Origin of the sequence: Roseobacter litoralis Och 149 (assembly GCF_000154785.2) — a bacterium.
Taxonomy (GTDB): domain Bacteria; phylum Pseudomonadota; class Alphaproteobacteria; order Rhodobacterales; family Rhodobacteraceae; genus Roseobacter; species Roseobacter litoralis.
Genome location: NC_015730.1, coordinates 610,443 through 631,638 on the forward strand (window position 1 = coordinate 610,443; position 21,196 = coordinate 631,638).

Annotated in this window: 21 protein-coding genes; 15 read left to right on the forward strand and 6 right to left on the reverse strand. The window is 55.0% G+C overall.

Going from position 1 to position 21,196, the window contains the following annotated elements; translation table 11 throughout:
- Window positions 1-6: 6 nt before the first annotated feature.
- Genes RLO149_RS02870 through RLO149_RS02880 form a run of 3 tightly spaced genes read right to left on the reverse strand, consistent with a single transcriptional unit; the run spans window position 7 to window position 2,969 of the window.
- A complete protein-coding gene (locus RLO149_RS02870) occupies window positions 7-1,350 on the reverse strand; it encodes an FMN-binding glutamate synthase family protein (RefSeq protein ID WP_013960552.1) in 1,344 nt (447 codons plus the stop codon).
- A gap of 9 nt (window positions 1,351-1,359) precedes the next feature.
- Window positions 1,360-2,037 carry a GltB/FmdC/FwdC-like GXGXG domain-containing protein gene (locus RLO149_RS02875; RefSeq protein ID WP_013960553.1) on the reverse strand — a complete coding sequence of 226 codons (678 nt, stop codon included), beginning with the start codon at window positions 2,035-2,037 and terminating at the stop codon, window positions 1,360-1,362.
- 2 nt (window positions 2,038-2,039) lie between these two features.
- The gene (locus RLO149_RS02880; RefSeq protein WP_013960554.1) at window positions 2,040-2,969 is read right to left on the reverse strand and encodes a class II glutamine amidotransferase; all 930 of its coding nucleotides are present in this window, start codon (window positions 2,967-2,969) and stop codon (window positions 2,040-2,042) included.
- Window positions 2,970-3,170: 201 nt separating this feature from the next.
- Here RLO149_RS02880 and RLO149_RS02885 point away from each other — a divergent pair, with 201 nt between their 5' ends.
- From RLO149_RS02885 to RLO149_RS02905, 6 genes are all read left to right on the forward strand, one after another.
- Window positions 3,171-4,568 carry an ammonium transporter gene (locus RLO149_RS02885; RefSeq protein ID WP_013960555.1) on the forward strand — a complete coding sequence of 466 codons (1,398 nt, stop codon included), beginning with the start codon at window positions 3,171-3,173 and terminating at the stop codon, window positions 4,566-4,568.
- 28 nt (window positions 4,569-4,596) lie between these two features.
- Window positions 4,597-4,767 carry a hypothetical protein gene (locus tag RLO149_RS23940; RefSeq protein ID WP_013960556.1) on the forward strand — a complete coding sequence of 57 codons (171 nt, stop codon included), beginning with the start codon at window positions 4,597-4,599 and terminating at the stop codon, window positions 4,765-4,767.
- Window positions 4,768-4,918: 151 nt separating this feature from the next.
- A complete protein-coding gene (locus RLO149_RS02890; RefSeq protein ID WP_013960557.1) occupies window positions 4,919-6,064 on the forward strand; it encodes an aminomethyl transferase family protein in 1,146 nt (381 codons plus the stop codon).
- A gap of 50 nt (window positions 6,065-6,114) precedes the next feature.
- A complete protein-coding gene (dmmA, locus tag RLO149_RS02895) occupies window positions 6,115-6,711 on the forward strand; it encodes a dimethylamine monooxygenase subunit DmmA (protein WP_013960558.1) in 597 nt (198 codons plus the stop codon).
- Entirely contained in the window at window positions 6,708-7,670 is a 963-nt protein-coding gene (locus tag RLO149_RS02900; RefSeq protein ID WP_013960559.1) for a PDR/VanB family oxidoreductase, read from the forward strand. The genes dmmA and RLO149_RS02900 overlap by 4 nt, the downstream gene beginning before the upstream one ends.
- A gap of 11 nt (window positions 7,671-7,681) precedes the next feature.
- Window positions 7,682-8,749, forward strand: a complete 1,068-nt coding sequence (locus RLO149_RS02905) for a heme-dependent oxidative N-demethylase family protein (RefSeq protein ID WP_013960560.1) — start codon at window positions 7,682-7,684, stop codon at window positions 8,747-8,749.
- A gap of 22 nt (window positions 8,750-8,771) precedes the next feature.
- On the opposite strand, the gene RLO149_RS02910 is transcribed toward RLO149_RS02905, so the two are convergent.
- A complete protein-coding gene (locus tag RLO149_RS02910) occupies window positions 8,772-9,401 on the reverse strand; it encodes a helix-turn-helix domain-containing protein (RefSeq protein WP_013960561.1) in 630 nt (209 codons plus the stop codon).
- 617 nt (window positions 9,402-10,018) lie between these two features.
- Here RLO149_RS02910 and RLO149_RS02920 point away from each other — a divergent pair.
- From RLO149_RS02920 to RLO149_RS02950, 8 genes are all read left to right on the forward strand, one after another.
- The gene (locus RLO149_RS02920) at window positions 10,019-10,696 is read left to right on the forward strand and encodes a sugar transferase (protein WP_013960563.1); all 678 of its coding nucleotides are present in this window, start codon (window positions 10,019-10,021) and stop codon (window positions 10,694-10,696) included.
- Window positions 10,697-10,833: 137 nt separating this feature from the next.
- The gene (locus RLO149_RS02925; protein WP_013960564.1) at window positions 10,834-12,657 is read left to right on the forward strand and encodes an ABC transporter ATP-binding protein; all 1,824 of its coding nucleotides are present in this window, start codon (window positions 10,834-10,836) and stop codon (window positions 12,655-12,657) included.
- A gap of 144 nt (window positions 12,658-12,801) precedes the next feature.
- Window positions 12,802-12,942, forward strand: a complete 141-nt coding sequence (locus RLO149_RS23420; protein WP_085977357.1) for a lasso RiPP family leader peptide-containing protein — start codon at window positions 12,802-12,804, stop codon at window positions 12,940-12,942.
- Between the two features lie 209 nt (window positions 12,943-13,151).
- A complete protein-coding gene (locus RLO149_RS02930) occupies window positions 13,152-13,439 on the forward strand; it encodes a PqqD family protein (protein WP_013960565.1) in 288 nt (95 codons plus the stop codon).
- A gap of 3 nt (window positions 13,440-13,442) precedes the next feature.
- Window positions 13,443-13,874: a lasso peptide biosynthesis B2 protein gene (locus tag RLO149_RS02935; protein WP_013960566.1), complete on the forward strand. Its 432-nt coding sequence runs from the start codon at window positions 13,443-13,445 to the stop codon at window positions 13,872-13,874.
- 14 nt (window positions 13,875-13,888) lie between these two features.
- A complete protein-coding gene (locus RLO149_RS02940) occupies window positions 13,889-15,766 on the forward strand; it encodes an asparagine synthetase B family protein (protein ID WP_245538113.1) in 1,878 nt (625 codons plus the stop codon).
- Window positions 15,766-16,698: a phosphoenolpyruvate carboxykinase (ATP) gene (locus RLO149_RS02945; protein ID WP_013960568.1), complete on the forward strand. Its 933-nt coding sequence runs from the start codon at window positions 15,766-15,768 to the stop codon at window positions 16,696-16,698. The genes RLO149_RS02940 and RLO149_RS02945 overlap by 1 nt, the downstream gene beginning before the upstream one ends.
- Window positions 16,699-16,928: 230 nt before the next feature.
- Window positions 16,929-17,192, forward strand: a complete 264-nt coding sequence (locus tag RLO149_RS02950; RefSeq protein WP_013960569.1) for a spike base protein, RCAP_Rcc01079 family — start codon at window positions 16,929-16,931, stop codon at window positions 17,190-17,192.
- 65 nt (window positions 17,193-17,257) lie between these two features.
- Here RLO149_RS02950 and RLO149_RS02955 read toward each other — a convergent pair whose 3' ends face one another.
- On the reverse strand, window positions 17,258-18,385 hold the full coding sequence (locus tag RLO149_RS02955) for a glycosyltransferase family 4 protein (protein WP_013960570.1): 1,128 nt from the start codon (window positions 18,383-18,385) through the stop codon (window positions 17,258-17,260).
- A gap of 97 nt (window positions 18,386-18,482) precedes the next feature.
- Entirely contained in the window at window positions 18,483-19,682 is a 1,200-nt protein-coding gene (locus RLO149_RS02960) for a nucleotidyltransferase family protein (protein ID WP_013960571.1), read from the reverse strand.
- Window positions 19,683-19,865: 183 nt separating this feature from the next.
- Here RLO149_RS02960 and RLO149_RS02965 point away from each other — a divergent pair, with 183 nt between their 5' ends.
- Window positions 19,866-21,194: a right-handed parallel beta-helix repeat-containing protein gene (locus RLO149_RS02965; protein ID WP_013960572.1), complete on the forward strand. Its 1,329-nt coding sequence runs from the start codon at window positions 19,866-19,868 to the stop codon at window positions 21,192-21,194.
- Window positions 21,195-21,196 lie beyond the last annotated feature (2 nt).

Below are 21,196 nucleotides of genomic sequence, written 5' to 3' on the forward strand. Positions count from 1 at the left end.
TATTTTTTAATAGCTCGTGCCGGGTTTCCCCGGATACCAGTCCGTGCCTGCCAATGGAATTTTCGCCATGGCGGCAGCTTCCATCGTCAATGCACAAAGATCTTCGGGTTCAAGGTTGTGCAAATGGTTTTTGCCACATGCACGTGCAATGGTCTGTGCTTCCAGCGTCATCACCTTGAGGTAGTTGTTCAGTCTTCGCCCGCCTTCCAGCGGATCAAAGCGCTTCATCAACTCGGGGTCTTGCGTGGTGATCCCTGCAGGGTCCTGGCCCTCATGCCAGTCGTCATAGGCACCTGCCGTGGTGCCAAGGGCATTGTACTCCGCCTCCCACTTGGGGTCGTTGTCTCCCAGCGCAATCAGTGCCGCTGTCCCGATGGCCACGGCATCCGCACCCAGCGCCATCGCCTTGGCCACGTCCGCGCCGGTCCGAATGCCGCCCGATACAATCAGTTGAACTTCGCGGTGCATGTCAAGATCCTGCAGCGCGCGCACGGCCTCGCGGATACAGGCAAGGATTGGTTGCCCGACATTTTCAATGAACACGTCCTGCGTCGCCGCTGTGCCGCCCTGCATCCCGTCCAACACGACCACATCGGCCCCGGCTTTGATCGCCAGTGTCGTATCGAAATAGGGGCGCGCGCCACCGATCTTGATATAGATGGGTTTTTCCCAGTTCGTAATTTCACGCAACTCGAGGATCTTGATCTCAAGATCATCCGGCCCTGTCCAGTCCGGATGGCGGCAGGCAGAGCGTTGATCGATGCCCTTGGGCAGATTGCGCATTTCAGCAACCCGGTCTGAGATTTTCTGACCCAGAAGCATGCCGCCACCGCCGGGCTTGGCCCCTTGCCCTACGACGATTTCAATCGCATCACAGCGGCGCAGATCGTCCGGGTTCATGCCGTAGCGGGATGGCAAGTACTGATAGACCAGTTTTTTGGAATGCCCGCGCTCTTCTTCGGTCATGCCACCATCGCCGGTTGTGGTCGAGGTGCCCGCAAGCGTTGCGCCGCGGCCCAGTGCTTCTTTGGCGGGGCCGGACAAAGCGCCAAAAGACATGCCCGCAATGGTGACGGGGATGTCCAACTGGATCGGGTTCTTTGCAAACCGGGTGCCCAAAGTGACTGAGGTCTCGCATTTCTCGCGATATCCTTCGAGCGGATAGCGCGAGATCGAAGCCCCCAGAAAGAGCAAATCATCGAAATGTGGCACCTTGCGCTTGGCACCGCCGCCCCGAATGTCATAAATTCCCGTGGCCGCCGCGCGTCTGATCTCAGCGTTTATCGGGTTTGAAAACGTAGCGGATTGGATTGGGGTCGTGCGCGGTGCACCATTGGCATCATCTTTCATCTCAGTCCCCTAGTACGCATTGTCAATGTTGAAATTATACAGTTGGCGGGCGGACCCGTAGCGCTTGAACTCTGACGCCTTGGCATCGCATTGGCCCCGTTCCAGCAGTTCGGTAAGCAGCTCCAGATGTTCGGGTCGCATCTCTTTCTCGATGCAATCGGCGCCAAGGGATTTTACCGATCCGCGCACGAACAGCCTTGCCTCATAAAGCGAGTCGCCAAGCGCTTCGCCAGCGTCGCCGCAAACGACCAGATTGCCCGATTGCGCCATGAATGCAGACATATGTCCAATGTTGCCATGTACGATGATATCAATGCCCTTCATGGATATCCCGCAGCGGGAGGAGGCATTGCCTTTGATGACCAACGTGCCGCCATTGCCGGTTGCGCCCGCGTATTGCGACGCGTCCCCGTCAATAAAGACTGTGCCGGACATCATGTTTTCCGCGACACCCGGACCGGCGGATCCATGGACGTTTACAGTCGCCTGCTTGTTCATGCCGGCACAGTAATAGCCGGTCGATCCTTTGATGTTGACCTCGATGGGTGCGTCAAGACCCACGGCTATTGCATGGCTGCCCTTGGGGTTCACGATCTCCCAGACGGTTTGGTTGGTGTCCTTGGACTGCGCATGTAGTGTTGAGTTGAGTTCGCGCAGACCCTGCGCCTCCAAGTCAAATGTTTGCATGATCAAGCCGCCTTTTCAGTTGCGGTGGGGGCTGCGCCATGGCTCCAGAAATACACAGTGGCGGGTTCTGGTTCCCAGACGCGGGCGTTTTCAATACCGGGAAGGTTCACAAGTGCGCGGTATTCAGAGCCGAACGCGACGTATTGATCAGTTTCGGCCATCACGGCGGGTTTGCAGGCGATCGGGTCGCGTACAACGCCGAACCCGTCCTTTGTGCCCACAACGAAGGTGAAAAAGCCGTCCAGATCATCCAGCGAGCTTTGCAATGCTTCGCCAAGTGTTGAACCGGTTTGCATTTTCCAAGTCAGATAGGCCGCACCAACTTCGGTGTCGTTCTCCGTCTCAATGTGCACCCCAAGCCGACGCAGTTTGCGCCGCAGCGAATTGTGGTTGGACAAGGACCCGTTGTGCACAAGGCATTGATCAACACCGGTGTTGAACGGATGCGCACCCATCGTTGTGACGGCTGATTCTGTCGCCATGCGGGTATGGCCAATACCGTGCGAGCCGCTCATTTTGCGCAATTCGAAACGTTCTGCCACATTTTTAGGCAGACCGACTTCCTTGTATATTTCGAGCGTTTCGCCATGTCCCATGACTTTTACACTTGGCCGAATGTCGCGCAGCACCACACGTGCTTTGGCGGCGGCCACCGTATCAAGGCGCAGAACTGCATGGGTGTCTTTGATGCTCATTTCCACCGTGCTGCCGAGGTGCTTTTGCAGGTCCTCATCCAGCTTGGCAAAGTCCAGATCCGGCGTGCTGGACTGTACGGTCAGTTTGACCTTTCCTTTTGTTTCATCACCGTAAATTGCGATGCCGGCACTGTCTGGACCGCGGTCCGTCATGGTGATGAGCATATCCGTCAGCATATCGCCCAGCTGAGGTTCAAGCGCTTTGTCTTTCAGAAAAAGTCCTACGATCCCGCACATGGCCGGGGCCTCCCTTGAGGTGATTTTAATGTCCGACTCAAACGCTAGCATCAAAACTTTGACCACTCAACAGGCAGGAAACTTTTTTTCACACGTGTGAAAAAAGAGTCGCCTTAGCGCGCTTCTCATGTTTCATTTTGATCAGCGCTGCAGCTTGCACATGACAGCGTATGAGAACCAACAGCTACACGGGAGCAAATCGTGGAAGAACAAATTGCAGAATTAACGGCCCAGATTGCGGCCCTTCAGGGGAGTGGGCAAACGACCAATCGCATGTTTGCGGAAACCTTCTACTACCTGACAATCCCCTTGATGATCATCATCCATGTTGGCTTTCTGGCATATGAAATGGGCGCGTCGCGCCTGAAGAACGTGTTGAGTTCGGGTGTTAAAAACCTGCTCGCCTTTGCGTTCATGATCCCGACATTCTACTTTTTCGGCTGGTGGGTGTATTGGGGCTTTCCAACAGGATTGCCGGGCGCGCCGGGGCCCGCAGGTATTTCGGGCGTCGAATATGCGAATGCGATTGCATGGGGCTGGGGTGAGAGTGCGCAATATATGGGTCCGAATGTCGCTGATCAGGCGTCGGGCGTATTTTTTGGCGCTTTTGCACTTTTCGCGGCAACCACGGCGTCCATCATGTCGGGCGCTGTCATCGAACGCATCCAGACCGTTGGATTTATCATCTTAGCCGTTGTGCTGGGTAGTTTTGCTTGGGTCGTTGCGGCAGCCTGGGGCTGGCACGCGGATGGCTGGTTGGTCACGCAGTTTGGCGTACATGATTTCGGCGCTGCTGGGTTGGTCCATGCGGTGGCTGGGTTCTTTGCACTTGGTGTTCTGATCAATCTTGGTCCGCGCATCGGCAAGTTCAACAAAGACGGTTCGGCCAATCATATCCCGGGGCATAACATGCCGCTGACAGTGACGGGTCTGATGCTGATCATTGTGGGGTTCTGGGGCTTTTTGATGGCCTGCGTGATCGTGCCCGGCGAAGCCTGGAGCTGGTTTGGAGATAAACCCGCGACGATCTACGGCACGCCGGTGACCTTGTCGGCTTTGTCCTTCAATATATTGATGGCGATATCTGGTGGTATCATTGGCGCATGGTTGTTCACCCGCGATCCGTTCTGGATGATGTCGGGTGCGCTGGCGGGTATTATCTCGACCGCATCGGGGCTGGATATTTATTTCCCGGCGATTGCCTTCATAATCGCATTCTCTGCTGGGGTGATTCTTAAGCCCTGTGCGGATTGGTTGGAACGGCGCGGCATCGACGATGCCGTCGGGGCAGTCACGGTGCATGGAACAATCGGCCTCTATGGCCTGATTTTGTTGGGTATATTCGGGGCAGGATATCCTTCGCTGCAAGGGGCTGCCGGTGAGGTGCCGACAATCAGCCTGATGGGGCAGATCGTGGGCGCCGTGGTATTCTTCCTGCTTGGATTTGTCCCTGGGTACGTCATTTCCTTCATCCTCAAGATGTTCGGAATGCTGCGTATCCGCGAAGGGGCCGAGCGAGCAGGCATGGACCTCGTCAAAGTGCCCGCTGCCGGGTATCCTGAATGGGGCGTGGACGCCCCCGTGACACCTGCCGAATAAGCTCAACACCCAACTGAAAGGAAAAGAAATGTTTCCATACGAAGAAGCCTCTTGGAGTGTCGTTGATGGCGCGATGTTTATGGGATGGGGCACGTCGTTGCCGGGGTTGTCCACCTTTGTTGCAATCGTGATTTGCGTTGGTGTGCTGGTGATTGGCCAGCGGACCGAAACGCAGAAAACGAAAAAGTTCGACAAGTAAACTGAATGCCACGTCAGGAAGCCGCTGTATCAAGCGGCTTCCTGCATTTTCTTGCCTGACAGGAAAATAATTTGCACACGGTTGTTGCTTTTTAAAACAAGCTGAGGCTGAATGCGGCCAAGAAAAGACTCGCATGAACAGGGAGAAAACCATGGCCATTCTATGGAGGCAATCCGCGCTCGCACATCGTCACGCGGCGATTGGCGGAGAATTGGAAGACTGGAACGGGATGGGTACGGCGTGGTTCTATGACCACAGCCCCGAGCGTGCCAAAGCGGATTACGAAGCGATCCGGACCAAAGCCGGGCTTATGGATGTGTCGGGCCTTAAGAAGGTGCATCTTGTCGGGCCTGATGCGGCCTATGTCATTGACCGTGTCACGACCCGGAACGTCGAAAAAATCGCGCCGGGCCGGTCAACTTATGCTGCCATTCTCAACAGCGAAGGAAAATTCATCGACGACTGCGTCATCTATCACCTCAACGTCAATCAGTGGCTTGTTGTGCATGGAACCGGCACGGGAATGGAACAATTGACCAGCGTCGCGGCGGGCAAGAATGTTGCAGTGCTTTTCGACGATGATTTGCATGACATCTCGTTGCAGGGGCCTGTGGCCGTCGACTTTCTGGCGCAACATATCGACGGAATCCGCGACCTTGCCTATTTTGGGATCACACACACGCGGCTCTTTGGCCGCGACGTGATGATTTCGCGCACGGGCTATACCGGTGAACGCGGATATGAGATTTTCGTGCGGGCCAAGGATGTGGTGCATGTCTGGGACAATATTTTGTCCGAGGGTGCCAGCATGGGCATCCAGCCTGTGCAGTTCTCCACGCTTGATCTGTTGCGGACCGAATCCTACCTCCTGTTCTATCCCGGCGACAATTCTGAGACCTATCCCTTTGATGATGAGCCTTGTGGCGATACGATCTGGGAGCTGGGGCTTGAGTTCACAGTATCGCCCGGCAAGACCGGGTTCATCGGCGCTGAAAACCACTATGCGCTTGAAGGCAAGGAACGCTTCAAGATCTACGGCGTGCGCCTGGAGGGGACAACGCCCGCGGATGAGGGGGCGGACCTGCTCAAAGATGGTGAGAAAGTTGGCGTGGTCACCTTTGGCATGTATTCTGAGTTAAACAGTCATAACGTCGGGATTGCACGCATGCCCAAAGACTGCGCGACGCCGGGTGTCAGCCTGACCGTGCGCAATGGGGATGGAACGGAAATCGCCTGCGTCACAGAAGAAATGCCGTTCTACGACAAAGAAAAGAAAATCCGCTCAGCCAAAGGCTGAGCGTTGTCGGGTGCGCGTTATCGCGCGCCCGTTTCTGCCGAGAGGACATCATGTCGAAGTTTGAATTTCCACCATCCATTCGCAGCCGCCCGATCTACGGCACATTGCAGGCGCGCCCTGGCAAGCAGCACCTGATGATCGCTGATGCGGGAGGGGCACAAGCCATTATCGACGTCGCCACACCCGAATTGATGGCAAAAACTCATATCATTTTTATCGCGCGAGGCACGGCGTATGCAGAAAAACTGCGCGCGCTTGAGCCTGCGCAGTTCTACGAGGGGCCGTCTTACGAAGCCTCCGTGTCGCGCATCCGCCGCGTGTTGCAGGATGCCCATATGGGCCTGCAACTTTATCTCGCGGGCACTGAAGGATTGATGGGGCAGGCCCAGAACGAGGCCATGCAGGCTGGTATTCCGCATACGGCCATCCAGACCGAACATCGTGGGTCTGTTGCCCGGCGCATGCAGTGCGTGCATTGTAAAGGTATAACCGAGGACGTTGAGACCGATCCCTTTGTCTGTTCCCATTGTGGGCTTAACCTGTTCGTGCGCGACCACTATTCGCGCAGGCTGGCCGCCTATCAGGGAGTGTGTATCGACGCGGAAGACCCGGGCAACGTCCCTGAGCCAAAGGCGATCTACCAATGAGTGGGGCAGAGAAGATTGTCGTTCGCGTAACCGAAAAAACCCCGCTGAACGCCCTCGTGACGCGGTTCCGCTTTGAGCCGGTCGCGGGTGGATTGCTGCCGACCTTTTCTGGTGGTGCGCATACGGTGGTTGAGATGCAGGATGGCGACATCACGCGGCTGAACCCTTATTCGCTGATGTCTGATCCGTTTGATCAGACGGCCTATACCATTTCCGTCAGACGAGATGACGAGGGGCGGGGCGGATCGCTGTTCATGCATCAAAAGGTCGAAGTGGGGGATGAGATGGTGATCTCAAACCCGGTGAACCTGTTCAGCCTTGATCTGAGGGCCAAAAAGCATCTGATGATCGCAGGTGGCATCGGGATCACGCCGTTTCTTGCACAGATTAAACAACTGGACCGGGCGCATGGGGCTTGGGAGTTGCATTACGCCTGCCGTTCCAAGGCGCTGGGGTCCTATGTGGACGAACTCACATCAACGCACCCCAATGACGTGCATGTCTATTACGACGATCAGGATCAGGTCATTGATCTGGAAAACCTGCTGGATGGCCAACCGCTGGGCACGCATATCTACGTCTGTGGCCCCAAGGGGATGATCGAATGGGTGCGCGGACAGGCCGAAGCTCTGGGGTGGCCCCGTGAGGCGGTCCACTACGAAGAGTTTCTGGCCCCACAGCCCGGAAAACCGTTTGAGGTCAAACTGGCGATATCGAACAAGGTTATTCAGGTCGGTGAGCAGGAAAGCCTGCTTGAAGCCATCGAACGGGCAGGCGTGGATGCACCTTACCTGTGTCGTGGCGGTGCCTGCGGCATGTGCGAGACCCGCGTGATTGATTATGCTGGGAACTTTATCCACCGCGATCACTGGCTGGATGACGATGAACATAGCAGCGGTGAAAAGATCATGCCCTGTGTATCGCGATTTGAGGGCAAGACCCTCGTGCTGGACCGCTGAGGAGGCCCGGAATGACCATTCAATTCAACGACGAAACTTTTCGCGATGACTACTCGTTCCACAATTCGGAACGGGCCATAAAGCGTTTTCCGTTCCCATTTGACAAAGACAGCTACATGTATGCGGTGAACATGGAACAGCATCGCGGCGGGCCTGCAGACAGTGTTTATGAAAAACGCTTCGATGTGGATGAACATTACGTCTCAGAGATGCGCGACCGTGCCAAAGTGCTGGCCGATGACCCGCTGCGCTGTCAGTCGCTGCCTCATATGACTTTGGCGGGCTGGGACTTGCTGGAACTGATCATGGTGTCGAAATCGGAAGACTATCCGGAGTTGTTCGAACTGCACCGCGATGGTGACAAGTGGCGGTGGGTTAACAAGCCCTTGGGCATCGATGACAGCTTTACATTCATGGATGAAACAACGCTGCCCTACGGTCCCATGGAATACATCACTCGACAGGCGCAGGGCGATTATTGCGTTTTGGATCAACGCGATGACAATCTCTGGATGGATGCGGGGATGGTGACGACGCAAGCGGATTGGAGCCTTGACTTCGACATCGGCATGAACTTTTTCGAGTGGCACGCACCGGTGCCGCTGGCCCATGAAAAAGGGATTTTCGTCAGGGCGCTGAAATTCCTTCTGAACATTCAGCAAGGCGCGCCTGCGCGTCGCCTGAACTGGACGATGACGGTCAACCCGCTGCTGGATACATCGCCGGAAAACTACCACAAATGGGGCATTCAGAAAACGACGCTGACGCCGGAAAATGTAGGCGCAAAGCAGCATTTACGCGTTGAATTGCAAACGTTCTTCAGGCTGCCGCGCTCCAACGCGCTGGTGTTTCCGATCCGGTGCTATCTGTGCAGTTTTCAAGACCTGATGACCGTTCCCAAATGGGGCCGGCGTTTGCACCGCGTGATCCGTGATCTGCCCGACGAGCTTGCGACCTACAAAGGCTTTATCGACAACCGGCCCCTGATGCTCGATTACCTGTCAGAGTTTGACGATGGCCTGCCCACGTCCTTGGGCATCTGGCCGGAACTGGACACAGAGCCACCGTTGCAAAAGTAACGGCGGCGCTTGGTCTTACGGCTTACGTGTTTTGGGGATAGCTGATGACGGCCAGATAACGGGCCGGTAATTTGACCAGCTTTTCCGGGCCATGCGGGGCGTCTGCGTCGAAAAATAGCGTATCGCCGGGTTTAAGAGGGTGCACGTCGTCGCCGTGGCGATAATCGACCTCGCCCTCAAGCATATAGATGGTTTCGATGCCGCCGTGCATGAACGTTGGGAAAACGTCAGATTCAGCCGTGAGCGTGATCAGGTAGGGTTCTACCATGACGCCGGACGCATTGGAGCCGATGTGACCAAGCAATTTATACTGGTGATTGGCGCGGGTGCCCTCGCGGTCAATTTCAACGCCTTCGCCTGCGCGGGTGTGCACGGCGAGACGGCTTTCCTCGAACCGGCGGAAAAAGCTGGTCAGCGGAACCGACAGGGCATTGGCAAGCGTCTGGAGCGTTGTCAGCGAGGGTGACGTATTGCCGTTTTCAATCTTGGAGAGCATCCCGATGGAGATCCCGGTCAGGGCGGATAACTCGGCAACGGTGATACCTTGCTGCTTGCGATAGCCGCGCACCTCACGGCCAATGGCCACTTCGAGAACTTTTTCACGTTCACCATCGCGGGTGCCATGCGGGTCTTGGGAGAGTTTAACAACCATATCGTGATTAACTTTTTCTATATTCACGGTCGAGGCGCTTTCTATTTCTGTGCCGGTGGGAGCGGCACTTTCAAATTGGTATGCCTCTTACCAGAATAGCCACAATTTTCCTGTGATTGCAAAAACTACTAACTAGGGTGAACAAGTTTGCGGGTGTGGAAATTCCTTTGGAGCTGGCAGTTTGCGAGTCAGCGTTTTGCGCTCCCTTTGAACTGGCTAAGCGCTTTACTGTTTGCGAAAATGCGCAAGATCGTCGTCGAACGACTGTCGTGATCAAGCAAGTTACCTTTGTTAACTCTGACAAGCCGACTGCGCATGTCTCTGGCTTTGAAGCGCTGATAGCACTGTCTGACACAGAGTTCGGCCGCATTATTTTTACCGAATCGCACCGGCTAAAACCATCCTGAAATTGTTGAAACCAAAGGGTTCATGGGTCGCGGGGACCATTCGGGTGAAAGCAATTGACCAGAACGCCAACAAATTAACCACTACCTATGCGGGAAGTCGCCCTTTTTTGAGATTAGGCAATTTTTTGCTTCCGTTTAACTTAAAATTGGCCGAGAAAAGGTTAAGGATTAGTTAAGTTCTTTAAATAGATGTTTAAGGAGAGAGTGATTATGGCGATGTTCCACCCCGCTGAAGTAGAAAAGCTTGAGCACTGTGAAGAAACCTCTGACGGTTTTGCTCCGTATAAAATCGCTGGCAAGCGCGTTTTCGATTTGGTCTTGGCTCTGGCTATCATTCCGGTGTTGTTTCCTTTGATCGCTGTTTTATGGCTGATGACGAAGCGCGATGGTGGCAGCGGGTTTTTTGGACACAGACGTGTGGGACGCAATGGTAAAGTATTCAGGTGCTGGAAACTGCGCACCATGGTTGTGGATGCAGAAGAAAAGCTGCGTGAGCATCTGAAGGCAAACCCTGCCGCAGCCGAGGAATGGGCCAGAGATCACAAGCTGGATGACGATCCCCGCATTACCCGTCTTGGCCGCTTCTTGCGCAAGACGAGCTTGGACGAACTGCCTCAGATATGGAACGTCATCCGCGGAGAGATGAGTTTCGTCGGACCTCGGCCCATCGTCCGTGTTGAGTTGCACAAATATGGAACGCACCGTCCGGTCTATCTGTCGATGACACCTGGCATTACAGGACTATGGCAGGTTTCCGGACGCAACGACGTCACCTATGATGAGCGTGTGAACTTCGACGTCGAATATGCAAAAGACATTTCGTTGCTTACGGACCTGCGCCTTATTGCAAAGACTGGCCTGTCCGTTGTGGGCGCGACTGGACGATAGGCTAACGGGCGAACGCATATGCGTCCGTGCATCAACAATCGATCGTGACATTGTAGTTCTTAACGCGACACCCAAGAATTTGACTGTGGTATTGCGTGATCGACGGTCTTAAACAGACCGTCGAAAGGTACAACAAGATGTCGGCCAAAACCCCCTCTATTACCGGAAAGATCGAACGCTACTTTTCCTTGTGGCGCAAAGTCATTGCGCTTTTGAAATACAGCAGCAAGCGGCTTGGTATCTTCGTTTTTATTGCTGCCCTGCTCGAAATCATGCTGGCGCTCGGCGCGCTGTTGGCTGTCAAACTCGCCGTTGACGATATTACCCAGTCTGCAAGCGCGAGTGATGGTGTCGATATGGGGCGCGTGCTTGCGGCGATTTCAATCGTCTTGGGCCTGTTTCTGGCGGGCCGTATCATGCATTCGGTGGCAAATTACTTTCGCGCGGCACAAGGATTTGTTGTCAGCGACTATGTGAACCGGGCCATTCAGGAACGCGCTGTGGCCGCTGATCTCAGCTTTTACGACAGTGCGCTTTATTATGACAGTCTTGAGCGGGCGCGACAGGCAGGTGCACAACGCCCCGCACAGGTCATCGCAAATGCGCTGAATGTGTTTCGGGGTGGCATGATGCTCGCGGGCATTGCTGTCGTGTTGTTCATTGTGGAATGGCGGTTGTTGCCCATCAGCCTGATTGCTGTCGGGTTAATGTTGGTGGTGCAGGTGCGTTTCACGCGGCAGCGGTTTTTACTCCAGCGCCGACTTGTGCAAAAAGAGCGCCACGCATCCTATGCAGACTGGCTGATGACGTCACAGCCCTTCGCCAAAGAAATCCGGTTGTGGGATATTGGCGCGTATCTGCGCGCCCAATACATGAAAATCCGCAAGGTGGTGCGCAAAGACTACCTTGCGATTGAACGCCGCAAATCCATCGCGGAAAGCCTCGTGTCGGTCGTGGGAACGCTCGTCGTCTTTGCCTCTGCCGCTTTCATCCTCTACCGTTTTTCCACGGGGCAGGCGGAGCTTTCGGACCTGATCATGGTGGTCCTGTTGCTGGTGCGCGCAGAAACCGCGGGTCGGGATTTTGTGATGAGCCTGTCCCGGCTTTATGATGATCAGCTGTTTCTTAATCAACTTTTCGTATTCCTCGATCTTAAGCCTGTGATGGCGACCGGTGAGGTTCCCAAACCACTGCCTGCGGACGTGAAACAAGGCGTTGCCCTTGAGCATGTGACTTTCTCTTATCCGACGTCAGAGAAACCGGCTTTGGAAGATGTATCGCTGCGCATCCGGCCGGGGCAGTTTACTGCGCTTGTGGGTGGTAATGGGTCCGGTAAAACAACGCTGATCAAACTCTTGTGCCGTCTTTACGACCCTCAGGAAGGCAGTGTGACCTATGACGGGTTGGATGTTCAGGACTTTGACCCGGTCGCATATCGCAAGCAATTCAGTGTCATTTTCCAAGATTTCGTTCAATTTGCCTACACGGGACGGGACAACATTCGACTGGCCGATTTGGGCCGGGACGGTAACGACGCGCGTCTGCTTGATGTGGCGCGTTTGACCGGTGCGCATGAGGTTCTCGAGGATTTGCCGCAGGGGTATGATACGGTGCTGTCGCGCATGTTTGATGGCGGTGTTGAGCTGTCTGGTGGGCAGTGGCAGAAAATTGCGCTCTCGCGGGCGATGTTTCCCGAATCGAAATTCATCATTCTGGACGAACCGACCAGTGCAATAGATCCAAATGCGGAGGCAGAACTGTTTGACGGCTTCCGCGATAAGCTCGAGGGGCGCGGTGCTTTGGTGATCAGCCACAGGCTGTCCACGATCCGGCAAGCAGACTATACATACGTGTTAGATAACGGAAAAATTGTCGAAGAAGGCACGCATGCGCAACTTATTGGCCAAAACGGGCGGTATGCTGAAATGTTTGAAAGGCAGGGACGTGGCTACCGGAGCTAGAATCCATGTCCTAAATATTAAGCATGGCGCAGATTATAGGCGAAAAAGCGTTAAAGCCTTATAATAAAACTTGAGAATTCCCCTAGAAGACCGATATAGTTAATACGCGTTAACTATTTCTGGTTAATATTTGAAGGAGAAGTCATGACTAAAGCTGTATACGAAGCGCCTGTACTGCGCTCGCATGGCAAAGTTGAAGCTGTAACAAAAGGTGGTTCCACAGGTTCCTCCCTTGACGCAGCGTTCCCAGCTGGCACGCCATTCGCAGACTTGACACTGTCCTAATCGACAGGTTCGACGCTATTTTGGCGTCAGTCTAAATTAACTCCGCCGGAGTCCGGGTAAACCGGTCTCCGGCATTTTTTTTGTACTATTGCCAAAGCGACGTTTTCCCATAACTTTTTGTGGTTTACGTGATCACCGTTTCAAGCAATCTTTACGCATACTGCGTTTCCGGTGTCGTACACCAAATAGAATTAAAGTGGATCGACCTTATGGTATCTGAAAAGTGTTATGTCGCGCAATCTGACGTTGTTGATTGCGATATTGGTGGGGACAGAGCGTTGCTGCATCTTCAAACCAATACGTATTTTACGATGAATGCTACTGCGTCGGCCTTGTGGCTGGGCCTGTCCGAACCTAAATCTTTGAATGAGATGGTTCAGATTGTGACAGAAAAATTCGATGTGACGGATGATCAATGCAGAGCAGACATCGAGTCCCTTGTGGGCCAGATGGTTGAGGCGAATGTGGTCAAGGTCGTGCCGAAAGAGACCGAGTGATACATGCGCGCTATTCGTTGGGCAGGGATTTATAGTTTAAGTCTGCTGGTTGTTCTGGTGGTACGCGTCGGTCTTTGGGTCACGCGGTATCAACGTATCCGGACGGCCCTCGTGCGCCCGTGTCCGGATGATCCGCAGATGGCGCGGCGGGCGACGGTGGCGCGTGTGACGCATGCCGTGTCTCAGATTTCTCGATTTATCCCGGATGCCAGCTGCCTGACGCAGACGATTTCCTGTCAGGCGATCCTGTCATGGAAGGGCATACCGTCGACAATCACAATGGGTCTCAAGAAAGAGGATGAAACGACTCTGAAAGCGCATGCATGGCTGAGTTGGAATGCGCAGGTTGTTCTCGAAGGAAATGAAGGCACAGTGCTGGATTTTAACAAGATCCTTGATTTGCCGACGCCCGTGCGTCCCCCCGTCTCTTTATGATGCATTCGTTTGTCTTGCGGATACCCCTTGCTGGATCCGCGTCCGCTCCTCCGGTTGAGCATGCGCGTCTGGCGCGCCTGCAGGATCAGGGATGGCGTCTGACGCAGACCATGGCTGGTGTCGATGGTGCCACGACAGGGGATGCAGGGTATTGTGAGGCTGCGGACTGGGGTGCATGTGGCCTTGCGTTTCTGCAGGACCGTGATGGCGTCACTCATCAGCTTGATATGTCCCCACAGCAGGCTGCTGAAAAGTCTGATCTGGAACTGTTGCTCGATTTGCGCTTGGCCAAGGGTCAGGATTTCATACACACCGTTTACGGTTCGTTTTCACTTGTTTTCATCCACAAGGAAACCGGTCGTTTTGAGGCATACCGAGACCACTTGGGCGTTTACCCGCTTTATTATACGGTCTCGGATGGCGCGGTGACATGTGCGTCGGATCTGCGCGCATGTCTGCATTTGTCTGGTGTCGCATTAAGCGCCGATGCTATTCGGATTGCGGATTTCATCAAGGGCGATGAAGTTGATTTTGACAGGACAGCCTTTGATGCTGTGCTGCGGCTACCGCCGGCACATCAGCTTGAGCCTGCAAACCAAACCGTGTCGCCCCGGCGGTATTGGAAATTGGAGATACCGCAAGAAACCGTGAGCACAGATTGCGCCGAGCAATTGCGTGACGCGCTGCAAGCGGCGACCCTTGCATGTATGCGCCCCGAAGGGAGCGTTGGCGCGATGCTGAGCGGGGGATTGGATTCCTCGGCGCTTGCCGGGCTTGCCGCAAAACAGTCGGGCGCTCCTGTGCAAACGGTGTCCTTTGTTTATGGCGCAGACAAGGCGTATGATGAAACGCGCTATATCGATGCGGCGAATGAGACATTCGGGAGCATCCCGCACAAAATAGCGATTGCGGGCGCACCGCCGCTGGATGACCTTGCCACGGTCCTTGATGAACAGATGGATTTGTTTCTGGCACCGGGCCTGCCCAAAGCACGGCAAATCTATCCCCATGCACGTGCCTTGGGATTAAGCGCCGTGATCGATGGGCACGGCGGGGATGAGGTCATTTCGCATGGCTACGGTCGTTTGGTCGAACTGGCGACACATCGAAAATTCTCGCTGCTTTATCGCGAAGCACGCGGTGCGGCGAAGGTCCATAGTCTCCCGTTTCTCGCCCTTTTTTCCAGCCATATTGCCCACTACAGCGGAATGGGACCAAGAAACCCGCTGCGCAGGCTGTTCCTCAAGCTGGCGCGCTATCAGACAAAGCGTTCGTCGATATCCGGATGGTCAGGAACGCCAATCTCGCTGATCACGTCGGATCTGCAGGAACGAATTGCCGCAACTGAGAGATATGCACCCGACCCACTTTTGAAAACCAAGGCGGATTTCAATCGAGCCGAATGCCTGACGCATTTAAGGGCACTGAATGCCCCTTTGATGGCGCAGGCGTTTGAAGTTTTCCACCGCTCCGCCACTGCCGCAGAGGTGTTGCCCAGATACCCGTTTTTCGACCGTCGCGTTTTATCTCTGTGCCTTGCCTTTCCCGCTGAAATGAAACTGCGCGATGGCCGCAGCAGGTGGATTTTGCGTGAAGCGATGCGTGATATTCTGCCCGAGAGTATTCGAACACGGGCAGATAAAGCGGAATTTGGAGACGAAATTTTTGATGTGGTGCGCGATTTTTACAGTGACAAACAAGTCAGCTTTTTCGAGCCAATGAGCGATTTCGTCAGTGTTGATGCCGCTGAGCAATTGCGCAAACAAGTAATTGTGCGTGAAGTCACAGACGTGGCTGCAATTCGAGCGTTGTGGCGACTGGCTGTTCTAAGCTATTGGATTAAAGGGCTTAAGGGGTGGTGTGACGCACAGGCTAAAGGGATATTGATTTGATGGAACCTCACTATTACGCTGTGTTTGGACTCACGCTTGCGTCGGATTTTCTGTGTGATGTGCTGGAACCGGTTGACCCTGTTGCGGGCAGTGATGTGGTGCGCGTGCTCCGCACAACGGGTCTGCGCCCGTCGCGCCAACCGGAAATCGACCCCTATTTCGATATTCAGCCCGACAAGCAGTATATGAATTGGAACGCGGTTGGTGCGTTTTGCATCGACGACCCTTCGACGGTCCGAATTGACCCTCAGGATGGTGTGTCAGATCATTTGGTGTCGCAGGCTCTTCTGGGCCTCGTCATGTCTCTGGTGCTGGAGCGGCGTGGCGTTTTGTGCCTGCACGCGAGTGCTGTGTCGGTGCAAGGCCATGCAGCGCTCTTTTTGGGGGATAAGGGAGCCGGGAAATCGACGACCAGCGCCGCATTGGTGGCGCGCGGGCATGTGCCGATCACGGATGATCTGGTGGCCGTGGGCCGGACCCTGTCCGAAGATGAGACGCTGACGGTCCAGCCCGGGTTTTCCAGCATGAAACTCTGGCCAGACTCGATCGAAGCGCTCGGTTTGGGCGATGAGGCGAGTGACAGACTTATCCATCCGTCGCTGCCCAAAGTACAAAAGCGCATGGCAACGCCGATTGCCGTGGCGGCAGTCCCATTGGGCAGCTTGTTCATGTTGCGCCGAAGTGACGACGTAAGCGCGCCGCAGGCCGTTCGGTTGCCGCCGCATAAGGCGCTTGAAACGGTGTTGCGGTATACTTTCATGGCCCGCTACGGTGAAACCCGATTGGGGCAGAACCACCTGATCAGTCACCTTAAACGCTGTGGTGCGGTTGTGTCTCAAGCGCCCGTATTTGAACTGTTGGTGCCCGCGGACTTGTCCCGGTTGGACGATCTGACCCAGACCATTGAGCAGTTTGTCGATCCCACCTTTTGACCGCCGATCCCTCTGTCGGAAGTAGACTGCGCTCACAAAGGCGACTTTCCTGAGCATCATGGCGTCGTGCGGCAAAGACACCAAGCGCTCGGAAAATTGGCGCGCGCGAAAACAACGCGTCCTGCACGGATTTCCTAATCAGGCGTTCGTCGGGTTTTCAATTTGAAAGGACATCTGGGGGCATAAGGTCACGCTCAAACCGTCAATCTTCCCAAACAAAGTGAGTGAAAATGTCTGATCCTTTCAAACACCATAGCCCCGGCCTGAATGCACCTGCTTTTGGGGCTTTTGAGATTGCGCCAGATGATGGCACACCCCTGTCACACGTGACGCGCGCGGTTTACGTGGGAACAGAAGGCAACCTGACGGTTACAATGGCACATGGTCAAACGGTTAACCTCACATCAGTTCAGCCCGGCATGATCTACCCGATCCGCTGCACGGTTGTGCATCAAACAGGCACGACAGCGTCGGGCATTGTGGGGCTTTACTAGCGCAGGGGGCGTCTTTCAGCCTGCGCGCAGCCACTCAATGACAAGTGCGCCACCGCATGTCGTTGTCAGCCTTGCGTGCTGGCCGCCTGATATACGCTTATGGTATCTTGAACCATGGCCTGCACCGTGCGGTCCAAAGCCATTTTTTGCGCCTCGGCGCCAAAGGCGTGGCGTAATTCGGTATCTGTCGCGAGTGTGACCAGCCGCTCGGCAATTTTGGATGCACCGCTATCAGTTGGCAGCACAAAACCGTTTGTGCCCTCAACGACGGTTTCTTCGACGCCGCCAACGGCAGTGGTCACTATCGGCACCCCGGCATGCAGGGCCTCAAGCAGGGTGTAGGGCATCGCTTCGTAATGGCTGGTCATGCAGAACACATCGAGGCCGGGAAACAGGGCAGGTCCATTTTGCCATCCCAAAAACCGAATGGCTTTGGCGGTATTCATCTCTTCAGCGGCCTGGCGCAATGATCCATCCCCAATTACAAGCCCCCGCAGTTTCGGGGCGTGCTGTGCTGCCAGCGTCACCGCCTCGACGAAACGCAGCGGTGCTTTTTGCGCATCCAGTCGGCCGATGAACCCGACCGCCACGTCATCCGGCGCAAGCCCCATAAAGGCGCGTGCTGCCGCGCGGTCGGTATCATCGGGCAGGGCTGCACCATTCACCACGGTGGTCAGTTTCTGCGCTTTGATGCCAAGTCCGATGGCGTGTTCATACTCCGCCGTGCTCACGGTGATGATTTGATCACCACGCGGGGCCAGCACCCGTTCGATGGTGCCATAGATGCGTCTGGCCCGCCCGCCCATGTCCGGGTCCATCGTGCGAAACGCATGTGGCGTGTAAATCCGCGCCGCGCGGATACTGCGTGGCAGTAAGCGTATCAATGCGCCGGCCTTGGAGCTGTGGCCATGTATAATATCAAATGGCCCTTGTATCCGCAGCAGCGATTTGAGCGCGCGCAGACTGCTTGCATCTGCCAATCCAACCGCGCGGTGCATGGCCAGTGGCAGGTTGCTTACCCCCTCCATTGCCAACAGCCTTGAGCGAAAGTCGTCCTGCGCCCGTACGGCTGACCAGATCACCGTGACATCATGGCCAGACTGGGCGAGCCCCTCGGCAAGATCAAGCGCGTGGCGCCCGGACCCGCCGCCAGAGGTTTCCAGAACAAGCGCAATTCTAAGCGGCTGCGTCATGGTATCTGATGTCCTTGAAAAGTTTCTGTTTGGTCGTGACGGCGCTGCGCGATGCGCGAGCCCAGTGTAAATATGCTGCCCGTGATGCGCGCTTTGATCAGTCCGCTTTTTTGCCGCCGCGGTCACGGGTTCGTTCCATCAGGTGAATAAAACGAGGGAAAACATAGAGCCAGCGTAAACCGCGTGGCAGTGGAAACCGTGTGTATTGGCGGATCGTCGGCTGCCAGACTTGGAGCGAGTGACGTAGGCGCGCTCTGCGAATGAGGCTGGCATCCGCCTGCCAGTCGAACATGAACTCCCCGCCCTTCATGTTGAAACCGATACGTTTTTCGAGGTCGAGATCACCAGACAAATTACGCAGGCTGAGTTCCAGAAATTTGAAACCCCGCCACAATTCCGGCGCGTCATCCCATGATTGCTCGGGTGACATGAGCCGCTGCATTTCAAGGCTGGCCTCAACCGTGCCGCGCTGATTTAGCTTGTCTGCCAGTGCCACGGCCTCATCAACGTCAAAATCAGGTGAATTGACCAGCGCATCAATATCGCTCAGCCAGTGCAGCCGGGACCAGACATGCCGGGCATGGTGGTGGCACAGGTAATTGAACAGAAATGCAGGCGGCATTGTCATGAACTCTTTGCCACCCAGCACGGCGGGTATAGCCTGCGCAAAGACATCCTCGCGCGCGAAGATTCCGGAGTATTTATCCAGCTTGACCTGCAGATCAATCGCCATGCCTTCAGGCGTCAAAAGGCTGGCATCGTTGCGGTAATGAAGGGCCGCGTCAATCTCGGAAGGTTCAGTCAACGGATGCTCCGCCTGGCCCGGCACGACAAACTGATATCCGGCTTCAATCGCGGTAAGCACGATAGGGCGCAGCGTTTCGGGGCGCACCAGAACGTCTATATCTCGGCAAGGTCGCAATCCAAGATCCGGGTAATACTGACTTACAAGACTGATGCCTTTGAAAAACAACGCCTCCGCACCAAGCGGATCAAGGCATTTTTCCTTGAATTGATGCTGGGCAGAAACGAGCAACATGTTCCGGATAGCAGATGCATTGGCAGCAGTTTTTAGTTCGTCATGCACCTTTTGCGGTACGCAATCAGGGTTCATGCGGCCAAGGTGCATCCGCATGTTGGGCAGGCTGAAGTTGCGCATGGCTGTCGCCACAAAGCTGTCCCAGTCGGTGACTTGCCGCGCGAGCGATTCGGCCGCCCGCTGTTCATCTTGCGTAAAGCCGATTTTAGCAAAGGCGACATGCAGGCGCATTTCCGCTGTATTGAGGCTGGAATTCATTGGGTGCTTACAATTCCTAGGGTTCGGCTACGTTTGCCAGAAAAAACGGGTCATTTCTATTGATAAGTCTGTGACGCGATGGCTTCCAGTGCCCAGATGCGGTTTTATATCTATAAGTTCGTAGCAATATGGACAAAAGCGGGGTGTTTGAGATGATCTGGGTCAAAATGGAATGAATAAACTATGAAGCGTGTCAAAATGAGCGCCATTTTCAAGAGCGGTCGTCATCTGATTTTTCCGCTGTTGGCGTTAGCAGCCAGCTTTGCGTCGCCTGTTCAGGCGTCAAATCAGGCGTCAAATCAGGCTGGGGGCTGGTGTGTTGGTGCACTGGAAATGCTGGCAAACAAGGGCCTGAGCACGCCTGCCATGGCGCAGCATCTATTGGCTCTGCAGAGTGTTCCGGTCATCGAAGAAAACCCTGACCGGCTGGTCTTTGTGTCCTATCGTGCTGCGCGCGGAGGGGACGGGTCCCAAGCACGTCCGTTGCAACAGTTGCAGGTTGCATTGAACAATGCGCGTCCCGGGGACAAAATCGTTGTGCAGCCGGGAAACTACCGACCTGTCGTGATGCGTACGTCGGGTACGCCGTCGGCCCCGATTATCATTGCGGCGCAAACGGATGGCGCAGAGCGCGCCGTGATCGATGGGACGGGCAGAGAAACACGGGGGTTAATCGAAATCCGCGGTGCAAGCCATATTACCGTCTCAGGTTTCCGTCTGCAGAATGCCGCCCGCGATGGGATTTTTGTCGAAGGCACCGATGAAGGAGAGCGCGACATCCGTATTCTCAACAACGACATTGATACGACCGGTAACTCTGCGATCTATGTCGGCGGAATCGTCATGCGCTATGTCACCAAAGTCGATGAATACCGTTTGTTCGATGTGCTGATTCAGGGCAACAGGATGACCAACACGAATTTCCCCAAAGGCGTGAATGAAGCTATTTCCCTAGGCGGCGGTGTGGATGGGTTTGTGATCCGAAACAATTACATATTCGATACACGCCAGTATGGGATTGACGCCAAGGCAGGGGCGATCAACGGGTCGATCACGGACAATGTTATGCATGGGATCGATCGGCACGGCATTTATATTGACTCAGGCAGCCGGACAGTCGCGAATATTGACGTGCGGCGCAACGCCGTATTTGGCGTCCAGAACGGGATCGTTCTGGCGAGAGAATCGGGGCGTGATCCGCTCCATCCGAACCTTGATCGCATTCAGGTGGTCGATAACCTTGTCTTTGACAGCAATGGTTTCGGCATCATGGTCTATCGCCACAAGGACGACGCCGGGATCGGTAAGTTCAGCAATATCACCATAGCCGAGAACTGCATTTGCGGCGTCAAGCGGGACGCGGTGCGGCTGGGCGGCATCGGAGATTTCGCACAAGACGTCAAAGTCGAGCGTAACATCATCCTGTCATCCGGTGGGGATGTCTGGAACAAAATCGGTGCCGAGGTGCAAGACAATGGCGTCCTGCAACCGGCGCTGAACTGCCCATCCTGACG